Raw genomic sequence first — 20,035 nt, 5'->3', positions numbered from 1 at the left:
TTTGATTCTACTCCCGCCGCGCATACCAAACAATACCAGCACCGAAGACAAGAACAGCAACGCCGCCAATCAGTGGGAGTGGAAGCCCTCCGTCCTCTTCGATTTGCTCAACCTGGATCGGGACGTTGTACGTTTTCGAGACTTCGGTATCGCCATCTGGCATTTCATACTGGAAGTCAATCGAGAACGGATAGGTTTTTTCGAGAGCTCCGCTACCAACACTGAGCGCAACTGAAACATTTGTGGTTTCTCCAGGCCCTAACCGATCAATGAACACTTCATCATCACTACTGCTCAGTGGATCATCAAGGAACGCTTTCCCTTCGATACTACGCAGAGGCTTCTCGCCATTGTTGGTCACCCTGAGTTCCAGAGTGGTTTCTTTTCCAGCTATTGCTGTCTGGTTGACGGGTTCGACAATGAATTGGTCTTGCTGCTGCTTAATACGGGCGTTTGCTAGGATTAGGTTACTCGTCCGCCGCTCACCGTTTTGGTTGTCGTATGCAATCTCGAAATTGAATTGCTGGACAGCAGCATCGGCTGCACTGCTCACATCAACCGTGTAATTCACGCGTGCCTGTTCCCCAGGCGCAAGATCGGGGAGTGCAAACTCTGGATTATTGATGTTGAGGTTCTGATTGTTCGATCGAAGAGTAGCAATAGGAGCACTGATAGTTTGGGGTCCTTGGTTTACAATCGTCGCTTCTAACCGCCCTTCTCTGGCAACACGGAGTGTAGATTCAACATTTTCGACGTCGAATTCCTGTGCCGAGACCGTCGGCACTCCCGCTTTCAATGTGCGGGAGGTCTGACCAATTCCATCCGTATCAGTGTAATCGACGTTCAGATCGAGTGTATAGGCTCGTTGTGTTGCATCATCAGCGAGCGCAACACTGTAATTCACGGTTTTGCGTTCGTTCGGTTCCCATGTACTGCCGGCGTATGCGGTTGAACTTCCCGAACCAGTCCCAAAGGTGAGTTCGTCGCTCCGGGAAGAGGCACTCACACTCGCGTCACTAGCAGGACGGGTCCCCGTGTTTTCTAAGGTGAGACTGATATCGCTTGTGTCGCCAATCTGTGCTGTCGTCTCCTGCTCTACGACCTCGAACTGTGCCTGATTACGGACACGAATCGTAATGGAACTACTGACGCTTTCAGTGAAGTCATTGTATTCAGCGCCATAGCTGTCGTATGAGACGATTCGGGTGTACTCGTACTCGTATTCGACTGGTATCGTATACGTTCCGGGATCTACTTTTTCAGGTACAGTTATCGAGATCGGATCTGTCTGGACCGTTCCTGTTGGAACGTTTCCTGCTGTAACTGTTCCAGTTGAAACATCAAACGGTGTGTTACCATCTTTAATTTCGATAGTGACACCCCGAGCAGTAGTGACGCGGTTTTGATATCGTGAGGGGCCGGCACGCTTGATTTCACCCCGGTTCGTCAACGATAGTCGGAATTGTGATGATGTCCCTGGACTAAATTCTTCGACTGTTGAACTAATCGAAATATCGGGCTCACCGATCACTTGTCCGGAAGATTGACTAATCTGAGCTACACTGGCTTCCTGAGGACTCGAGTTGGTATTAGCACCGGCTGTGGGCGCAATTCCGACGGTCGATATGAGTACAGAAAACGTTACAAGTGAAATTATGATCTTTCTCATTGGCTGTTAAACACTGTAGATGGGCGCACTCTGTTATAGAATGCATTGTCTGCGACATTTTGTTTGCAGACTGATTTTGCTCTCACAGGATTGTGACTAACCATTTATTCAGTTTCTTCTCTGCATCTCAAAGTGATATACTTTTGGTTATCTTGATGCACTTTCATTGATTCAGTGGTAAACATATTAAATTATATTTTCTCTCGTCATTGAACAGTTTGACATCGAAGCCACCGGCGAAATCGGGCCAAGACGGAACACTGAATAGGGGGTTATGGTTGATATCAAAATTCTTGAAAAGCATCACGCCCGTTACTATGACTTCGGGTAATAGACCTGCAGTGGGTGCAACACTGCTACGTGCTGGCTTCTCAAGTGCACTCTCAACCAGAGCGGCGGCTGATTGTGGGTGCCGGCAGATCACCCGTTTTCATCGGCTAGCCCATTCGGCTGATATCGACCGAGCGTACGACACTGTTTTCCCCACGGTAATACTCGCACAAAATACCTGGCTTGAAACTTCGGGAGATCGCTTAGTCCACAATCAGTGAACTACCCCTGCCTACTCGCCGTCTTCGGCGGCTCCTTGAGGCAGGGGCTTCCTGCCTCCACGACGCGCTTTGCAGACACAACCGCAGTCTCCACAGGCGTTCCTTTGGAGTGACCCAGTCCTAGTTTGATGAGTCCGCGAGAAAGGACGTTCCACGCTGCGTTTGCGTCTCTGTCAGCCTCGAAGCCACAGGCAGGACAGGAGTGCTCACGCACCCACAGCGGCTTCTCGGTTTCGACGCCACACTGAGCGCACTCTTTGGTGGTGCCTTCGGGGTCAACTTCCACGAAGTGTGTGCCTTCCCGCTCACACTTCGTTTCGAGCATATCGGTGAAGATATTCCATGCTGCCGACGCCGTGTTGCGGCTGTTGCGCGGCGATTCCAGCATCCCCTTCACGTCGAGATCTTCGACGGCAACCAGCTCGTACTCCCGAGCGTAATAGTTCGAGAGTTTATGCAGGAAATCGCGCCGCTTGCGCTTGATTTGTTGGTGACACTCAGCGACACGCTGACGTTGCTTCTCCCAGTTGTTCGAGTTGTATGCTTTCCGGGAGAGCTTCCGTTGCTCTCGTCCGAGCCTGTTGCGTTCTTCCGAGAGGTCGAGTGATTCGACCGCAGTGCCGTCTGTGTCGTGGGCATATTTCAGGATGCCCACGTCGATGCCGACCATCTCGTCAGTGTCAATATCTTCCAGCGGTGGCTTGGCTGGCTGTTCTGTGTCCATCTCGATGCCGAAGATGGCGAACCACTCACCGGTTTTCTCTTTTTTGAGCGTGACTTCTTTGACTGTGGCATCGTCGGGTAGTGGTCGGTGGAGTTCGATGGGAATGTCCGCGAGTTTCGAGAGTGACAACACGGTCTGACCACTCTTCTTGTCGAACTCGAAGCCAGACTGGTTGTAGGTGAAACTGCGAAACTCCCGAGGTGACTTCCACCGAAGCTCCCCAACGTTGTAACCCTGTTCTTTGAGTTGGCCGAGTCGGTTGATGTTTTTCGCAATCCGCATGACAGTGGGCTGAAGCACTTTCGAGTACACGTCGGTGAGTGCGTCTCACCAGTCTTTGAGGGCGGGAAGCTCGTCACGGATTTTTCGAACCCGCTGTTCGACGGTGCCTTCGTCTTCTGGAATCTGGCTGAAGCGGTACAGGGCGTGGTTGTAGAGTTGTCTACAGGTATCGCGGTGGTAGTCCAGCGTATCTCGCTGGCTATCGGTCGGCTTGAGGCAATACCTGTAGTTGTAGTTCATCGTGTTAGCCGTCGTGATCGGAGGTTCGGACGATTTTCACGTCTGCGCCACGCCACCGTTTCGGGACGAGGACGTGTGCGCCGTTGCCAGTGGCTTTCACTTCGCCTTCGATGACTTCGTGGCCTTCGATTCCGTGCCTATCCATCACCACAGTGTATACACGGTTTAAACATAAGTGTGTCGGTGCATGGGCCTATGGGCCAGCAACAAGACTGTGTGAGAGAGTCGATGACGGCGCTGTATCCCCTCCCTACTGCGCTCCTTGTCCGCTGACGCGGACTGCGGTGCTTCGTGAGGGAGGGGGCTTAGCGCCTGCGTTCAGCTAATCTCCGCCCAAATCGGTCCCAGGATGACAATGATACCAGCAACCACCATAGTGGCACCCAACCATACTCCGGGGCCCGTATAGATGAGTCCGATGGCAACCCCAATCACTGCCAATCCGCTTCCTAACACTAAATCTCCCCACATCTACTCGCTCGTTCATTTCGGATATCCTAATAACTGTGCCAAAGACGATGTGGGAAATCGCTCTGCTACCCCGCTGCTACGACAGTCAAATCGCACCGAATGTACCCTCTGATTGAGGTACTGTCCATGATCGACGAACTGGACTTTCTCGGTGAGCGGATCAAAGAGGTTCCACATGGGATCCGAGCAATCAGTACTGTCTCCGTTGAGAACCACGTGGCCGGTATCCTAATGCTCGTCCTCGGGGCAGGGCCCGCCATGCGATGGCTACCAGTACTGCTCGGGATTTGTGTGCTGATAGAGATAAGAGCGCATACCCCCCGCCTTCCCGTGAGTGACGGGTGTTCCGACGCTCTGTGGGAACCGAGAAGCGAACAGGCGGGGTCGAGCGGACAGCAGGGTGTGACAATACACCGTTCTATTGCAGTGCCGGATTTCCCACCGTTTCACTTTCACCCTGGATGGCCCAGGTATATGTCTCTCACAACTCACAGATGGAGTACGGCGACGATGGGCGAGGTCACGAAAACGCTCGAACTGAAGCTTGTGGACCCGACCGTCCACAAGCGACAGAAGCTTCGCGAGACACGGGATGCGTACCAGCAGGCGCTTCAGGCCGCCTTCGCCGCTGGCTGTGACACACAGTCAGCGGCCAACGACGTGGTTGTCAAGTACGACCTGAGCGGCTACGCGAAAAACGCCCTCAAGCAGTACGTCCCACAACTCCACAACAGCTACGACGCCGACGAGCCTCACGACAACCACCCGGTACGGTTCACCAACGAAGGCCTGCAACTCGACCATCAGCCACAGAACGCGATCGAGTGGTACGCCAAAATCCCGCACCACGAGGATTACCACCTCTGGATTCCGGCTCGGGCCAATCCCGACCAGCGGGAGTGGCTTGAAGCACTGTACGCAGACGACGCCGAGATGGGTGAAAGTCGGTTGTTTGAGCGGGACGGAATGTGGTATCTTCACATCACCGCGACCCGCGACGTGGAGGACAAATCTGCGGCGTCCACCGACGAGCGGACGCCCATCGGCGTGGACATTGGAGAAGCGAGTCTCGTCACGGTGTGTCACCGCGACGACTCTGGCTCTCCTGTTCGCCCCGAACTGTGGGCCGATGACGGCAAAGCCGTTCGTCGACTCCGCAAAACCTACTTCACCGCCAAGCGACGGCTTCAGTAGCGCGGCAGTAAGCGAATCGCAGAATCCTACGGTGACGCGCTGTGAGACCAGATTAACGACGTGTTCCACCGTGTGACCCGTGAAGTCGTTGAGTACGCTGAGTCTATCGAGAACCCGGTACTGGTACTGGAAGACCTGACGTACATCCGCGAGAACATGGACTACGGTGAGTACATGAATCGGCGGTTGCACGGGTGGGGCTTTGCCAACCTTCACGCACAGATTCGCTACAAAGCCGCCGAGCAGGGGATTCCCGTCGCAACGGTGAATCCCCGGAATACGTCGACGGCGTGCTACGCCTGCGGTGAACATGGCTCCCGGCCACGACAGGCGACGTTCAGATGCTCGAACGACGACTGTTGGGTCAGTGAGTACCAAGCCGACGTGAACGGGGCGATAAACATTGCAGACCGCTACCGTAGTGGAGAGAGTCACGACCGAAGCGACCGGGCTTCCCGGCAGAAGGCCGGTGACGATGACTCGGCTACGGATGGGGTTGTCGGAGAATCGAAGATTCTCGTGATCACAGAAATCTCCGATTTCCGAACGACCTCTTTGACCGGGTCACAAGACAGCCACGCCGATGCTGAAACCCAGCAAGAGACGTGTGGAACGTATGCGTCTTGAAACCAACAGGCCGCTACACTCGGCCTGAAATCCCGTGGTGGGATTCCTCCGCGTTCACGCGGAGAAGGAGGTCAAGACTGGCTGTGCGGACCGCGACTTAACAACTAATTCGCCCACCGAAGATTCGACAGCCACAGAAAATTTGTGTACGCACTTTCTCTCTCTTCGCGAATTTTGTTAGGTTCCTTGTGACTGGTTTTGGACCCAGCCGGGCTCTTGGACCCGAACATCACCATACCTGAGTGTTCGATACTCTTGGAACATTGCTTCTACTGTCCCATTCCGGACGCCTAATGTTGTAAGTGAGATATCTCGAATGAGGCCGCGATCGTCAATGGTCATTGATCCATTGAACCGTTCGATTACCGGCGGAAAACGACTAGAGTTAGACCCAGAGACATCTGTTACATTATACACAATTGCATCGTGGCCATCAATTGCTGTCGTATTAACAGCAGTAAACTCCGCTGCAGTCAGAAGCGCCGTCAGTAGACTACCGGGCTGTGCTTCGCGTTCATGAATCGCCTCAAACGAATCTACCTCACTTTCGCGAACGGAAGTTTCGTTTCCAATCTCAGTCCGAGAAAGTGATCGATTTGCTGTATAATACTCTTCCAGCGTTCGACCGGGTAGATCACTCCGGAGATATAGCTGTTGATGACTTCTGTTACTGGCGATGATGGTAGTCGTATTAGCGACCCCTCCAGCTGCAGCATGCGTCAGATTGATCCCAACACGGTAGTCCTGACTCGCTAACAGCGATTGCTGCGCTGTGAGGACCTGCGTTTCGTTAATGTGGGTGGCTGTTGTTCCATCCGGCAACTGGACGCCATTATAGACTACTTCCGGTTGGTCTGTCTCGTTTTCTCCGGGCTCAGTGGTTGTACTCGATGGAGACTGTGGACCCGTTGCGCCATTACAGCCAGCAAGAACAACAAGGACGGACAGTCCAATGAGGGCGGCTAGACGTTTGTCCATAACTACGCTATAACCGAAGTACCAGATTAGTGTTGTGACTTGCCCTGTAGTCACGTAGCCGAGAGATGCCACAACGAATCTCGTCCACAGATGAACTGAAACATGGATTTATATTCCCAAGTCGACTATCAGTGGTAGATGTGGCTGATGCTGACTCGTCACTGAATGGTGAAAACAACTGTCGAAGACAGATTACGGGTATTCTGAGCGGTATAACTCTGACTACTATTCTCCTCTGTTTCGCTCTAAGCTGTATGGGAAGTGCCGGTGGCACACCAATGCTCGTCGAAAACAATTCGACGATATCGAACGACACCACTCAATCGGCGATTCCTTCTAACACAGATGTTACTGTGACTGTGAATGGTGGAGTGCTACAAAATGGATCACGAATCACCACTGGTGAAGACCCCCGCCTGGGGATCTCAATTCGATCAACAACTGCTCTCGAATCGGTTCTTGTCCGTATCGATGGCCGGACTCAACGAACGTACTCTCCAAACGATACAAAATTCTCGACAACAACTACACTGAATCTTCGCGATGGTGGCCATCGTGTGTCCGTGATTGCAGTCGGAAATACAACTACAGTTCACTCGACAACCATCGTTGAAGACGCGATTGCACCCCGGATCAATTTTGAGGAACCATTCGTTACAACAGGCCTGCAACCACCGGAGCAAAACTACACTCTCAATACCTCAAATATCACGCTCAGTGGAGAATTGACCGACCGAAGTTCTGTACAACGAGTTGTAATTAAACACCGCTATGAGTACACATTCAACGGGGAACAGACAGAACGATCGCGATACGTTATCGACGATCCTGGAAAATCATTCACACAGCAACTAACGCTTGGTCCAAATCGAAAAAACCAGACGAATGGCACGAATTATGTCACAGTCGAAACAACCGACGCGAAAGATAACCACCGCAAGTATACGTTTGTCCTGAATATCTCCGATCAAGAGTCTCCGGATATAGAGATTTTAAAAACAACTCCACTGCATAAACAATCAGCAGTTGCACTCAAAATCCAGGTGACAGATAATGTCGGGATTTCCTTGTTCGGTCGTCAGTTGGGGTCCGGCAATACCACGGGCCTTCATTCATATTATTCTGAGAACAATATCTATAAACAACAGAGAAAGTACACCACTACTGTTGAGATTCCTGCTTCACTAGCCAGAAATGGCATTTCATTGTGGGCAACTGACCTTGTTGGAAATAACGCAACGCTAAATTATTCAATTTCTTATGCGGATTTTGTCTCCCCCAATATCGTTATCGACACGCAGGCTACCCAACGACTCGGGGACCAGACTGCAAGAGTTGTGGGTACGATTGACCAGGGGCAATTTTCCAATGCCGAGATCGAAGCACGATTGGATGATGGAACGCTCTCGGATATTGCTATTTTGCAGGCTGATGAAACGACCAGTCGTCTAGAATTTAACGAATCCCTCTACGTTGACTCGTATCCAGTTACCGTCCAAGTGCGAGTTCAGGATGTGGCTGGTACAGAACATATTCAAAGATACCAAATTACCCGTCCGGATCCACAGCAGACCTCACAACCGACACCAAATGTCCCGACAGAGACAGTGATGACACCGCCCCAGTCGCGACCGACGACGACTGAAAAGAAAGGCAGTACACCAACGTTGACGCCCACACAACAGCAGAGGACAACACAGGTGTCCACTAGAACGGCAACAGCTACACAGAATCTCTCTATTTTTGAGTCGTTGATCTCGTATTTCGTATCTATCCTGCCGTATACTCTTGGTAGTGCCTTCTGCACCGTGGTACTCTATGTTATTGCACGGAGGACGCTCGCCAACTGATGAGAGAACAATTTAGCAGATTGCAGGCGCTAATCCTCCTTCCTCAACGAGCACCGCAGTCCGCGCAAGCGGACAAGGAGGGCAGTAGGGAGGGGATACAGCGCTGTCATCATCTTGCAGACGCCTTCTTGTTGCTGGCCCACAGGCCCACGAACCGATACATTTATGTTGAAACAATATTTAAACACTGGTGATGGATAGACACGAAATTGAAGGCCACGAAGTCATCGAAGGCGAGGTGAAACCCACCGGCAACGGCGCACACGTCCTCGTCCCAAAACGGTGGCGTGGCGCAGACGTGAAAATCGTCCGAACATCAGACCCAACCGAGTAACCAATGCACTACGCCTACAGGTTCCGGCTCAAGCCAACCACCGAACAGCGTGAGCTGTTGGATTACCACCGAGACACCTGTAGGCAACTCTACAACCACGCCCTTGGAGAATTCACCGAGATTCCCGAATCGGCGGGAACACTCAACCAACGAGTGCGACAGGTCCGCAATCAACTTACCGACCTCAAAGACTGGTGGGAGGAGTTGAACGACCTGTATTCGACGGTTGCACAGGCCGCTGTCATGCGGATTGAGGACAGCATCAAAGCCCTGTCTGAACTGAAAGAGAAGGGCTACAACGTCGGGAGTCTCAACTGGAAGGCACCTAGGGACTTCCGCAGTTTCACCTATGTCCAGTCTGGCTTCGAGTTCGACAAGAAGAACGGTCAGACTGTACTCTCGCTGTCGAAACTTGCGGATATTCCAATAGAGTGCCACCGGAAAATTCCCGACGATGAAACAGTCAAGGAAGTCACGCTCAAGAAAGAGCCGACCGGAGAGTGGTATGCCTCCTTTGCCGTTGACAATAAAGAGGAACCGCCCAAACCGTCGCTGGCGGAGATTGACGCCGACGACATGGTTGGCATCGACGTGGGGATTCTGAAGTACGTTCACGACACTGACGGCACAGCAGCTGGCTCACTTGACCTTTCGGACGAACGCGACAGACTCAAACGGGAGCAACGAAACCTCTCGCGCAAAAAACATGGGTCGAACAACTGGGAGAAGCAACGTCAGCGTGTTGCTGAGTGCCATCAGCAAATCAAGCGCAAGCGGCGCGATTTCCTGCACAAACTCTCGAACTACTACGCTCGGGAGTACGAACTGGTCGCCGTCGAGGACCTCGATGTAAAAGGGATGCTGGAATCAGCGGGGAACAGCCGCAACACCGCGTCTGCTACGTGGAACACCTTCACCGATCTGCTCGAATACAAATGCAAGCGGGAAGGGGCACACTTCGTGGAGGTTGACCCAGAAGACACGACCAAGGAATGTGCGTCATGTGGCGTCAAAACAGACAAGCCGCTGTGGGTTCGGGAGCACTCCTGTCCGGCCTGTGGCATCGAAGCAGATAGAGACGCAAACGCAGCGTGGAACATTCTTTCTCGCGGACTTTCGGAACTAGGAGTGGGTCACTCCGAAGAAACGCCTGTGGAGACTGCGCTCCCTACGGGAACTGCGGTTGTTCCTGCAAAGCGCGTCGTAGAAGCAGGAAGCCCCTGCCTCAAGGAGCCGCCGAAGGCGGCGAGTAGGCAGGGGTAGTTCACCTCTTCGATTGCACCTGCAAAAAGTACTCAATTTGTTATACTATCTATTCGTAGTTCGCATCTGTTTGGATCTGGTTGGTCCGACGGTGTCCGTATTGAGGGGTTTGATGCGCTGAAGTTCCACTGTTCGTTGGCATCTAATCGATTGGATGTCGTCGTAACTGTTCCTCTAAATCGGTCCTCTGCATCATAGACCAAGCCGATCAGTTGGAGCTGACCACTGTAGTCTCCTGTTGAGATTGTGCCAGTAACGGTAACACCTGTTCCGGAATCGGCTGTTAGCGCAGATTGTTCAACCTGGATAGTGTCTGGGGTGGTGATATTTAAATTAGTTTCAGCTTGTTTGATACGAGCCTCAACGGATGCTACGGTGTCTCTGTTGGTGGTTGTAACTGGGTCGTATATTGTCCAAGTTGTTGTTGTTGGAAATATGGCGATCGAATGCGAGCGCTGTTGAAGCAGTGAGTTGGTACTATCGTAGAAGCTTATGCTAAGTTCTAGTTGTCCTTGGTCAAAATCGGTATTATTTGAGACTGTTATGTATGCCCACGGTACTTCACCAATGAGTGATCCAGCAGTAATCAGACGTTCAGTTCCGAGGCTTGCATATGTCGGCCCAGCACCGGTATTTGACTGGGGATGAAGGGTTGCAACAGGATCGTGTTCCATACAGCCACCGGAACCGATAGCTATACTGGCGGTGAGCAGATATTCGCGCCGCTTCATTGTTTATTTATCATGTGTGTTTCAGGACATGGAAACAATCCGTGAGGTTCCAATTAACCCGTTGGAAGACACTTACTGATGCGTGATCAAATCCTTTACTACTGAATATTGTCCTCCTTTGAATAGCTTGAACCGCGATATCGAACACTCCTTCGATAGGAGAGTGTTGTGCTTTCCTCAAAGCCCCTTACAGTCAAACTCCTCAAGTTGACAATTCCGTTGGTCTGGTAAGTTTGTTGGATACATTTCAATAGTCGCTGGTGGTGCATAATCAAGGTCAAGTCGCTGACTCGTAGCTGATTGGGGAACTGCAAACGTCATACTACGAATTACCGACTGATCTGGGTAGATCGCGTCTGAGGTAGTATACGATCTTCGACCAAGAAACGTATACGGTACCGGTCCCGTTGGTGTATCAACGGTTTCATTATCTCCTATCCAGTGAAAGTCTGCTGGTGCGAGTGAAGCGCCACTACTGCCGGAATTATACGCTTTGTATCGTATAATCAGCCATTGCTTTCCTGACGGTGCTGCCTCACCACCGAAATGATCACGAAAATGAGCCTCGTAACCGATTCTGAGATTGACCGGGTCTGAGTGAGGCGTCCGTGTCCTTGTCACGGTCTCAGTTTGTGTGCTGGTGTTCGTTGTCGGTGTCTCCGATGTGCGCATTTGCGTTGGTGACTCGCGGGGTGTATCCGTGTTCGATGTTTGATGAGGGCTTGAATTCGACTCTTCTGGTACGGTTTGGCGGCGAGTTTGTTGACCTTCGGTGGATCGTCCCGAGCAGCCAGCCAAGCCGAGGGCAGCTACGAGAGCTCCGAGGAGGGCACGTCGCTGCATACAATTATCCCTCCGATGATAGCGATAAAAAAATTGCGGCGCTAACATCGATGTTTGTGATCTGTCGCCAGCAGAGTGTGCAGGAACTCTTGACCTCCTCCCCCGCGTGAACGCGGGGGAATCCCGAGTGTTGGGATATCAGGGTTTGCGCGTCACCCGGCGGGTGCTCGCGGTTGGAATCCGCGAGTCCGGCTGAAGTGGATGACACGAGGCTGGGCCAAACAGCCGTTATCGCTATCCCTGAGTGGGGGAGTCACGCTTAGCGTTTTTTGCCTGATGTTGTCGGCTCCGTTCACGTCGCCATGCGCGACCACTCCGCACCGGTCACATTTCCACAATCCACGCTCAACACGATTGTCGTCATCCTCGTGCCCGCATACGCTACACGCGGATGATGTCCCGCGTTCATCCGGCATCTCTACCTCGATACCGCGCTCACGAGCTTTGTAGTCCAACATGTTCATCAACCGCTTGTACGCCCAATTATCGAGGCGTTTGTTGCCGTGTCTACCCCAGTTGTCTTCGTCTACTCCGCTTGGGTCGCCTACAACGAGTGTTCCGACGTTGTGCTCGACACACCGTTCAACGATGTCTTTCGAGAGGGCGTGCAGGAAGTGGTCTTTCCGCCGCGACAGCTTTTCACGCGCCCACTGCGCTTTCTGACTGGGGCCGTGATCACCCTCCGTCTGGTACTCTTCTTGCTGGAAGTAGTGCTTGTCTTCACGCAACGTGTTCCCCGGATACAGCAACGCGTCGTTGGAGAAGGCGACGGCGGCGGGGTTGCAGATGCCCAAATCGACGCCAGCTGTGTTCTCGCCGGGTAACTCTGCGGCGATCTCGGTCTCACAGACGACGTGCAACTCCCAGCGACTCTTGGCGCTGTTGTAGACAGCACGAACCTATTGGATATTCTCCAGTTCAACAGCAGGCGGCGTCTCGTATTCGCAGAGGATGAAATCGCGTCCGTCTTTGTGGTTCTTGCCTTTGCTCAGACGGATTCTGGCGTGTTTTGTGTCGTGGCGAATACCTTTTTTCTTCCACGTCACCGTCGAGCGCGGATGTTCTTCGTGGACTCTGTTGCCGTCACTATCGTAGTAGTTGGTTTTACGGTATCCCGGTGGGTTGTCCCGGTTGTCATCGGAGCCGAACCACGAACTGAACGCTTCAGAAAACTCTTCGAGAACTTTCTGACTGGACTGGCTATGCAGTCCTTTGTATTTCGGGTGGGTTTTCAGTTCGCGTTTGAGTTCGCCTTCATCGGGGATTTTCCCGGTTTCATCCCACTGCTGACGGGCGTAGTAGTTGGCGACGTTCCAGAGTTTGGATGCCGACCAGCCGTGTCTGTCCAGCGCACCAGCCACTTGCGAGTGGTTTTGGATGCGGCAAACGTATGTGCGGCGTGTTGTTGGCATCCGCTATATGTTGTTATGAAGTCGATTTGTTTAAGCACTGTGGAATATCCAGCCGTGGTGTAACTGGTAGTCTGCGTGGTAGAGTGACGGCGCGTATCCACGGCCTGAAGGCCGTGGTATTGCGCCTGTTCCGCCTATAAGTATTCTACAGCCATCTCTGGTTGTGCGCAGTGGGGTGATTAACTCATTCTGTGTGACGGTCATAAAGACAGCGAGCGCATACCCCTGCCTTCAGGCGGGGGTTAAGCGGGCACCATAGTGTGCCAATCCACCGTTCTGTTGCAGCCCCGGATTTCCCACCGTCTACCCGAGATATTTGTCCACCGAGATACATAGTGTGCAGTACGGATGAAGACCACACGCCACGCGACCTACAACCTCAATTACCACATAGTGTGGATACCGAAGTACCGGCAATCGGTACTCGCGGGAGAGGTCGCAGACCGTGTGGAATCCATCATCCACGAGATAGCCGACGACAAAGGACTTGACACCCAAGACCTCGCCATCCAGCCGGACCACGTTCACCTGTTCGTGAGCAGCCCGCCAAAGCACAGTCCTGCCCTGCTCGCCAACTGGTTCAAGGGCATCAGTTCGCGGAAATACAACCACCGTCACGCCGACCACGACGGCGAGAAAATCCAGTGGGCACGCGGCTATTACGCGAGCACGGCGGCACACGTCTCGCAAGAAACCGTCGAACAGTACATCCAGAACCAAGAGGAATATGCTTGAACTCACCAAAACGTTGGAGTTGCACCTCGTCAACCCCAATACGCACAAGGAGCGCAAGCTCCGCGAGACGAGAGACGCCTACCAGCAGGCGCTTCAGGCCGCCTTCGACGCGGACTGCACCACGCAGTCCGCCGCCAACGACGTGGTGGTCGAGTACGAACTCTCCGGGTACGCGAAAAACGCCCTCAAGTAGTACGTTCCACAGCTCTGTGGCGGCAGCTACAACACCGACGAACTTCACAACGACCACCCTGTGAAGTTCACCAACGAGGGCGTCCAGCTCGACCACCAACCGCAGAACCACTACGAGTGGTACGTCAAAATCCCGCACCACGACGATTACCACCTCTGGATCCCCACCGGCGTAAACCCCGAGCAACGCCCGTGGCTGGAAGCGTTGCACGCGGGTGACGCCGAGATGGGTGAGTGTCGGCTACTGGAACGCGACGGCAAGTGGTATCTGCACGTCACCGCGACCCGCGATCTCGAGAAGCGGTCGGCGTCCGACCCTACAGACCGGACGCCGGTCGGGGTGGACATCGGGGATGCTGCCTTGGCTACGGTGTGTCACCGTGACGAGCGCGGCACCCCGACCGCTCCCGACATCTACAGCGACGAGGCATCGCAGGTACGGCACCTCCGCAAGACGTACTTCTCGGCCACCCACCGCCTCCAGCGGCGCGAGAGCGAACGGATTGCGGAGGAGTACGGTGACAGTCTCTGGGAGCGCATCGACCACATCATCTACCGTGTCTCGCGGCAGGTGGCCGAACGCGCTCAACAGGTCGATAATCCCGTGCTGGTACTGGAGAATCTCCGGTACATCCGCGAGAACTTGGACTACGACGCGTTCATGAACCGCCGACTGCACGGGTGGGCGTTCGCCAAACTCCACGCACAAATCCGGTACAAGGCCGAAGAAGCCGGGATTCCCGTCGCAACGGTGAATCCCCGGAACACGTCCAGAGAGTGCCACGTCTGTGGCGAGACAGGGACACGGCCACAGCAGGCGACGTTCCGATGCACGAACGACGAGTGTTGGGTCGGAGAGTATCAGGCGGACCTAAATGCCGCGCTCAACATCGCAGACCGCCACCGTAGCGGAGAGAGCCAGCCCCAAACCGATCAGGATTCCGCTCAGAAGACGGCTGGCGATGACTCGGCTACGGATGGGGTGGTTCGAGAGAGCGGAGCTCTCTCATCATCACGAAAGGCGCGCAGCGCCTTTCGAACGACCTCTTTGACCGGGCCACAAGACAGCCACTCCGAGGGCGAAACCCGCCCGGCGACGAGTGGAACGCATACGTCTTGAAACCTCGAAGGGCCAGTAGCCTGGCCCGAAATCCCATGGCGGGATTCCACGGCGTTTAGGCCGTGGAGGAGGTCAATGCAGATTGAGAATCACCGCTTGCCAGTACCATTCCTTTCGATGATACAGGATATTGAGGCATTCCGAAAGCAGCTCAGCTCCCTAACACTTCACACGCGCGCACGACAGGACTAGCCGATTACCTGGATCCTTTCGAGAGGCTCTCACACGCCCGTCTAACACACAAAGTATTTACCACACCCGGCGTTTGACACGACTGTACCCCTACCCACCGGTGACACCAACGAGTATAGAACTCGTGTCCAATCGTGGACTCGGGGCAGAAAGTCGGTGACACCGCCCGAAACGCAACACAACATAAATTATGACAAGCACAAAAACGAAGCTTCGCAGTCTGTTCCTGACTGCGCTGATGGTAACCAGCGTCTTCGCTGGGACCGTCGCGTTCGCTGGGACAGCGACTGCGGCAGCGAATTCGAGTAGTTCGTTTTCGCTCAACCCAACGAACGTTAACTCGGATGCGACTGTAACGCATGACTATCAACTAAATGCAGACAGTGTCCAGACTGATGGCGCGACTGACACTTTCAAGGTTTCACTACCCGGAAGTGCAATCTTCGACAATGCTGGCCCCAATACGGTCAACATTGTCAACGCCACATCTGGAGAAACGATCACCCCAGACTCCGTGACCGGTGTGGGCACCTCCACGCTGACGGTTAGTCTGAGCCCTGGGGATAGCACAAACACTCAAACCCATAATCTGGTCATCAGTGGTCAGATCACGGTTGATTTCCCCTCGCCGTCAAGTCCGACCTCTGTGTCAGTTGGTGTTGACTACAATGACGCAGGCGTATCGGACATCTCGAGAACCCTGACGCTCGACATTCAGGGTCCGAACATCGACCGTGGTGCTGGTCCTGGTACCTACGATATTGCTGACAGCAGCGGGACCATCGGTGACAACGGCCAGACCATCTTCCAGGGCGAGGAAGACATCCAGTTCGCCTCCAACACTGTTAGCTCCTACGAACGGACTGGCGGTAGTGCTGAAGGCGAGCCGTTGGTGTTCCCTGTCCCCACCGATCAGCCGACCGGTAGTTACCAGATCGGAACCGGCGGTGACACGGTCACTGTTCAGACTCCGCGCGTCACGACTCTTGAAGTCACCAACCAGAACGGTGATGACATCGCTGGTGGTGCGGTCAACGTCGACGATCAGACCGAACTGACAATCGACGCCGAATATAACTTCCAGAATGCTGAGCGTCTAGATGTTACTGTTGAGGACTCCTCGGGTCTGGAAGTGACCGACGAAGTGCTGGAAAACCCTGCGAACGATCCGGTTCGTTCGAATAACGGTGAACTCACCTTCTCACTGGATGAGGACGCCCTCGACAACGAGGAATACACCGTGACTGTCGAAGGTGACGAAGACCTTGACTTCGGTGAGGCTACCCAGAGTGTGACGTTCGACGTCACGACTGGCGAGGAAGCCTCCATCGAAGCACAGGCCGACTCCGTCACCCGCGGTGAGAACGTCCAGTTCGAGATCGGCAACTCCGCCGAAGGTGAGACCCACCTTGTCGCCATCGAGGGCGGCGACATCACTGGCGACGCCGCGAGTGTCTTCCGGAACGTCGGCGACACGCTTGACACCGGTACGTCCGACGACGAGCAGGCCGTCGCGCTGGTCGAGATTGACGACGGTGTCGGTGTCGGTAGTATCAGCACGTCTGAACTCGATACGACCGACGTCGATATCACGGTGTACGCCGCAGGTGTCGCCAACAGCGGCGACGACCTGAGTACGATCGATGTCGCAGAGCAGAACGAAATCGACGATGATTCCTTCGAGGTTAACGAAGGGTCTGTGACCCTGGACAACCCGCAGGGGACCTACGTCGTTGGCTCTGAAGTCACTGTCAATGGGTCGACCGCTCCGGGTATCGAAGAGGTCGCACTCTACGCTCGCGACGAAGGTGACTTCGAGTATCTGGACACCTACAACGTTGACGGTGACGACACCTTTGAGGAAGAAGATGTCGTCCTCAGCAGTGTCAACGGCGCTGATGTCCTCAGCATCCCCGGCACCTACCGGATCGCTGCGGTGGACGCCAACGACGAGGATGTCGACACGGACGATGACGGAACGGCTGACGCGACGCTGACTTCCTCTGAGGTTAGTAGCGCCGTTGGCCAGCAGTCCTCACTGCGCGTGACGGATACTGAACTGACGGTTGACTACGTCAGCGTCATCAACGGCCAGGTTGCGACGGAAGACGCTGGGACCGGCATCACGATCAACGGGACCGCACCTGGTCAAGACTCTGTCAGCGTGAGCTTCTACGGCCCGCGCGGCACCTACGACCGGACCACTGTCAGTGTCGATTCGGACGGTACGTTCGACTCTGAGAGTGTCTATGTCGGCGGCAACATCTATGACGAGCTTGGCTTCGCCGGTATCGACATGGGTCAGTTTGGGCTGTCCGAAGTCGATGAGGTCGACACTGAACTGAGCCAGGGCAACGTCGTCATGTCCGTGTTCTCCTCGGGTCGTGACGGCCAGGCTGGTGACGGCGAATTCCCGCGTAACAGTTTCCCCGCATTTGCAGAGGGGCTGAACGCGCAGTCGCTCACCCAGCAGCAGGTTATTGACACGGTCGCCAGTGAGACTGTTGAGGACACTGGCAGCGACGACATCTCCGAGGTCTTCCAGTTCCGCTTCACGGAAGGCCGCGTGAGCGTTGACTCCGTGACCGGTGAAGCCGGGCAGGCGTTCACGGTCGAGACCAACGACACGATGACGGTCTCGGGTGTGACCAACCGCCAGCCTGACGACAACACCATCACGGTGGAAGTCATCGAAGGCCCCAGCTCGAGTTCCTTCGACATCGAGTCGACGGACGTGTGGGGTACTGATGGCCAGTGGAGCGTCGAGATCCCCACTGAAGGTGTCGAACCGGGCAACTACACGGTCGAAGCGAGTGTCGGTGACAACTCCGACATCCGCAGCTTCCAGGTGACTGGCGACCAACTCATGGAACCGGAACCGGAACCGGAACCGGAGCCGACCGAGACGGCAACGCCGGAGCCGGAGCCGGAGCCTGAGCCGACCGACACCATGGAAGAGCCGATGGACACCACGGAAGAACCCGTGGAAACCACGGACGCGCCTGCGGACACCGAAGAGCAGACGACCACCGCAGACGGGCCCGGCTTCACGGCCGCCCTCGCCCTTGTCGCGCTGGTCGCCGCTGCGCTGCTGGCAGTCCGCCGCCGCGACTAACTACCGGAACTCCTTCCGGCCCTAACTGACGCTTTTTTTCGATCGCTTGCCCACGAGCGACTGCTCCGACGTACTACATCAGTAGCGGCAGCTGAGGCTGTCGGAGGCGCTGGCAGTGGGCGTAGGCACACCTGACAGAGCTGTTGCTGGGCGGACAGGCCGAACCGTGAGTGCGGTGCGTGGACAGGAATGACAATTCCGACCCAGTACGCGAGTACAGCGACTCGTGGCGATCGCGTGTAGCTGGACACGCCTGTCGCGAGTGCTGGCGCTCAGCAAGAGGAAAGACAGAACAGGGCCGACACTGCTGTCGACCCTCAGGTTGGCCATCTAAGTCAATGTAGTTGATGCTGATAAGCGTTGGCACCTGCCTGTGCGTGGATATATACCGGTGTGGACCTGTTGCACTTGCGACTTGGCTCTAATTGTGCCTCGCGCTTGCAGGCAGTTGGCCTGTGCCGGTGAGGCCTCGGCGTCCCGTTCCTATCGGCCTGTGTAAACATACCACATTGTAGGTTCGAACGCTCGCGTATACGCTTGCACCAGCTGCGTCTCCACTCCGTGTAGATCTACGTCGCCCACACGCGCAGCCACTATTCCGGGTATCACCGGGCGTCTCGAAGAGCCGGCGCGTCTGCCAGCCATCGGCGTCACTCTGGGACCCATCAGACGGGTCGTCGTCAGTGGTCGTGTTGGTTACGCAGTGGCGCTGTCGTCATGCCAGCCCGATCTCAGAGGAGCCCACTGCGGCACACTCTCTGCTAAGTGGCGCGACAACCACGGTACGGTATCGAAAAGGGCGACGAGAGAGCGACATGGGGGCACAATGACGGCGACTCAGCATTATAGAAAACACGAGGCGAAAACCCACGGCTTTAGCCGTGGAATGAAGCCGACAACTGGGAATCAAACCACGCTCCAGTAGCAGGCCGACTCCCAAATGTTTAAGAATTACCCGTGCTACATATAAGATATGGAGGTGCGGCGTACTGTCCCCGTTGCGCTCGATGTAGACAGTGACGACGCCGCACTCCTCGAAGACACCGTAGACACCTTCCTCTGGTGCGCTCAGTACGTCGTAGACCACGCTTTCCAAGGCGAGTACGTCACCACCAGCAAGACCACGCTGGATGACGAGACCTACGACGATGTGCGAGAAGCCACGGACGGCTTCAACGGTGGACTGGTGCAAGCCGCTCGGAACAAGGCCGCTGAAGCCTGTAAGAGCGTCGTTGAACGCTGGAAGCAAGGCAAGAAAGCGTCCAAACCCATGTTCACCAGCTCACACGTCGTCTACGACCACCGCACCGCGACGTTCCACGACGACTACGTGAGCCTCGCTACCACAGACGGTCGCATCGAAGCCGATTACGTACTGCCCGACGAGGATAGCGACACGCCGCACTCGGAGTACCTCTTTTCAGACAAGTATGAAACAACGGGTGCGGAACTGCACTATCACGACGGCGACTGGGTGCTTCACGTCCACTGCAAGCGGGACGTGGAGTCCGA

At 54.7% G+C, this 20,035-nt stretch carries 9 protein-coding genes and 5 pseudogenes; 8 read left to right on the top strand and 6 right to left on the bottom strand.

Annotation, left to right across the window (positions count from 1 at the left end; genetic code table 11):
* Positions 1-7: 7 nt before the first annotated feature.
* The 3 genes and pseudogenes from MU521_RS12605 to MU521_RS12595 all read right to left on the bottom strand — a co-directional run bounded on the left by MU521_RS12605 (position 8) and on the right by MU521_RS12595 (position 3,611).
* On the bottom strand, positions 8-1,669 hold the full coding sequence (locus MU521_RS12605; protein ID WP_217630133.1) for a COG1361 S-layer family protein: 1,662 nt from the start codon (positions 1,667-1,669) through the stop codon (positions 8-10).
* A 552-nt stretch (positions 1,670-2,221) separates the two neighbouring features.
* A pseudogene (locus MU521_RS12600) lies at positions 2,222-3,466 on the bottom strand (RNA-guided endonuclease InsQ/TnpB family protein).
* A 4-nt stretch (positions 3,467-3,470) separates the two neighbouring features.
* The gene (locus MU521_RS12595) at positions 3,471-3,611 is read right to left on the bottom strand and encodes a DUF2080 family transposase-associated protein (RefSeq protein ID WP_139171089.1); all 141 of its coding nucleotides are present in this window, start codon (positions 3,609-3,611) and stop codon (positions 3,471-3,473) included.
* A gap of 836 nt (positions 3,612-4,447) precedes the next feature.
* On the opposite strand from MU521_RS12595, the pseudogene MU521_RS12590 reads away from it, so the two are divergent.
* A pseudogene (locus MU521_RS12590) lies at positions 4,448-5,758 on the top strand (RNA-guided endonuclease TnpB family protein).
* A gap of 177 nt (positions 5,759-5,935) precedes the next feature.
* Here MU521_RS12590 and MU521_RS12585 read toward each other — a convergent pair.
* On the bottom strand, positions 5,936-6,736 hold the full coding sequence (locus MU521_RS12585; protein WP_139171090.1) for a DUF7537 family lipoprotein: 801 nt from the start codon (positions 6,734-6,736) through the stop codon (positions 5,936-5,938).
* 254 nt (positions 6,737-6,990) lie between these two features.
* Here MU521_RS12585 and MU521_RS12580 point away from each other — a divergent pair, with 254 nt between their 5' ends.
* The 3 genes from MU521_RS12580 to MU521_RS12570 all read left to right on the top strand — a co-directional run bounded on the left by MU521_RS12580 (position 6,991) and on the right by MU521_RS12570 (position 10,183).
* Positions 6,991-8,586, top strand: coding sequence for a P-loop NTPase family protein (locus MU521_RS12580; protein WP_217630135.1), 1,596 nt, complete (start codon positions 6,991-6,993; stop codon positions 8,584-8,586).
* Positions 8,587-8,779: 193 nt separating this feature from the next.
* Complete coding sequence (locus tag MU521_RS12575; protein ID WP_139171092.1) at positions 8,780-8,920, top strand: DUF2080 family transposase-associated protein; 141 nt, start codon at positions 8,780-8,782, stop codon at positions 8,918-8,920.
* Between the two features lie 3 nt (positions 8,921-8,923).
* Positions 8,924-10,183, top strand: a complete 1,260-nt coding sequence (locus MU521_RS12570; protein WP_092691396.1) for an RNA-guided endonuclease InsQ/TnpB family protein — start codon at positions 8,924-8,926, stop codon at positions 10,181-10,183.
* Between the two features lie 32 nt (positions 10,184-10,215).
* On the opposite strand, the gene MU521_RS12565 is transcribed toward MU521_RS12570, so the two are convergent.
* The gene (locus tag MU521_RS12565) at positions 10,216-10,857 is read right to left on the bottom strand and encodes a hypothetical protein (RefSeq protein WP_139171093.1); all 642 of its coding nucleotides are present in this window, start codon (positions 10,855-10,857) and stop codon (positions 10,216-10,218) included.
* Positions 10,858-11,909: 1,052 nt separating this feature from the next.
* A pseudogene (locus MU521_RS12560) lies at positions 11,910-13,169 on the bottom strand (RNA-guided endonuclease InsQ/TnpB family protein).
* Between the two features lie 348 nt (positions 13,170-13,517).
* Between MU521_RS12560 and tnpA the strand changes: the two are divergent.
* The 4 genes and pseudogenes from tnpA to MU521_RS12540 form a co-directional block, all read left to right on the top strand.
* Positions 13,518-13,904 (top strand): IS200/IS605 family transposase, encoded by a 387-nt coding sequence (gene tnpA, locus MU521_RS12555; RefSeq protein WP_092691397.1) that lies wholly within the window; start codon positions 13,518-13,520, stop codon positions 13,902-13,904.
* Positions 13,897-15,216, top strand: a pseudogene (locus MU521_RS12550) (RNA-guided endonuclease TnpB family protein). Before tnpA ends, MU521_RS12550 begins: the two are co-directional and overlap by 8 nt.
* 382 nt (positions 15,217-15,598) lie before the next feature.
* Positions 15,599-18,523: an HVO_2072 family ArtA-dependent S-layer glycoprotein gene (csg, locus tag MU521_RS12545; protein WP_092691400.1), complete on the top strand. Its 2,925-nt coding sequence runs from the start codon at positions 15,599-15,601 to the stop codon at positions 18,521-18,523.
* A 973-nt stretch (positions 18,524-19,496) separates the two neighbouring features.
* Positions 19,497-20,035 (top strand): annotated as a pseudogene (locus tag MU521_RS12540) (RNA-guided endonuclease TnpB family protein); the annotation flags it as partial.

The sequence above is a fragment of the Halorientalis regularis genome, from assembly GCF_023698535.1.
GTDB classification, from domain to species: Archaea; Halobacteriota; Halobacteria; order Halobacteriales; family Haloarculaceae; genus Halorientalis; species Halorientalis regularis.
The sequence above is the reverse complement of the archived record's forward strand: the minus strand, read 5'-3'. Positions and strand labels throughout refer to the sequence as shown.

What these genes read in the sequence shown, in the direction of transcription:
- MU521_RS12565 (WP_139171093.1), bottom strand. Translation starts at nt 10,857, where the DNA reads ATGGAACACGATCCTGTTGCAACCCTTCATCCCCAGTCAAATACCGGT.
- MU521_RS12585 (WP_139171090.1), bottom strand. Translation starts at nt 6,736, where the DNA reads ATGGACAAACGTCTAGCCGCCCTCATTGGACTGTCCGTCCTTGTTGTT.
- MU521_RS12570 (WP_092691396.1), top strand. Translation starts at nt 8,924, where the DNA reads ATGCACTACGCCTACAGGTTCCGGCTCAAGCCAACCACCGAACAGCGT.
- MU521_RS12575 (WP_139171092.1), top strand. Translation starts at nt 8,780, where the DNA reads ATGGATAGACACGAAATTGAAGGCCACGAAGTCATCGAAGGCGAGGTG.
- csg (WP_092691400.1), top strand. Translation starts at nt 15,599, where the DNA reads ATGACAAGCACAAAAACGAAGCTTCGCAGTCTGTTCCTGACTGCGCTG.
- MU521_RS12605 (WP_217630133.1), bottom strand. Translation starts at nt 1,669, where the DNA reads ATGAGAAAGATCATAATTTCACTTGTAACGTTTTCTGTACTCATATCG.
- MU521_RS12595 (WP_139171089.1), bottom strand. Translation starts at nt 3,611, where the DNA reads ATGGATAGGCACGGAATCGAAGGCCACGAAGTCATCGAAGGCGAAGTG.
- tnpA (WP_092691397.1), top strand. Translation starts at nt 13,518, where the DNA reads ATGAAGACCACACGCCACGCGACCTACAACCTCAATTACCACATAGTG.
- MU521_RS12580 (WP_217630135.1), top strand. Translation starts at nt 6,991, where the DNA reads ATGGGAAGTGCCGGTGGCACACCAATGCTCGTCGAAAACAATTCGACG.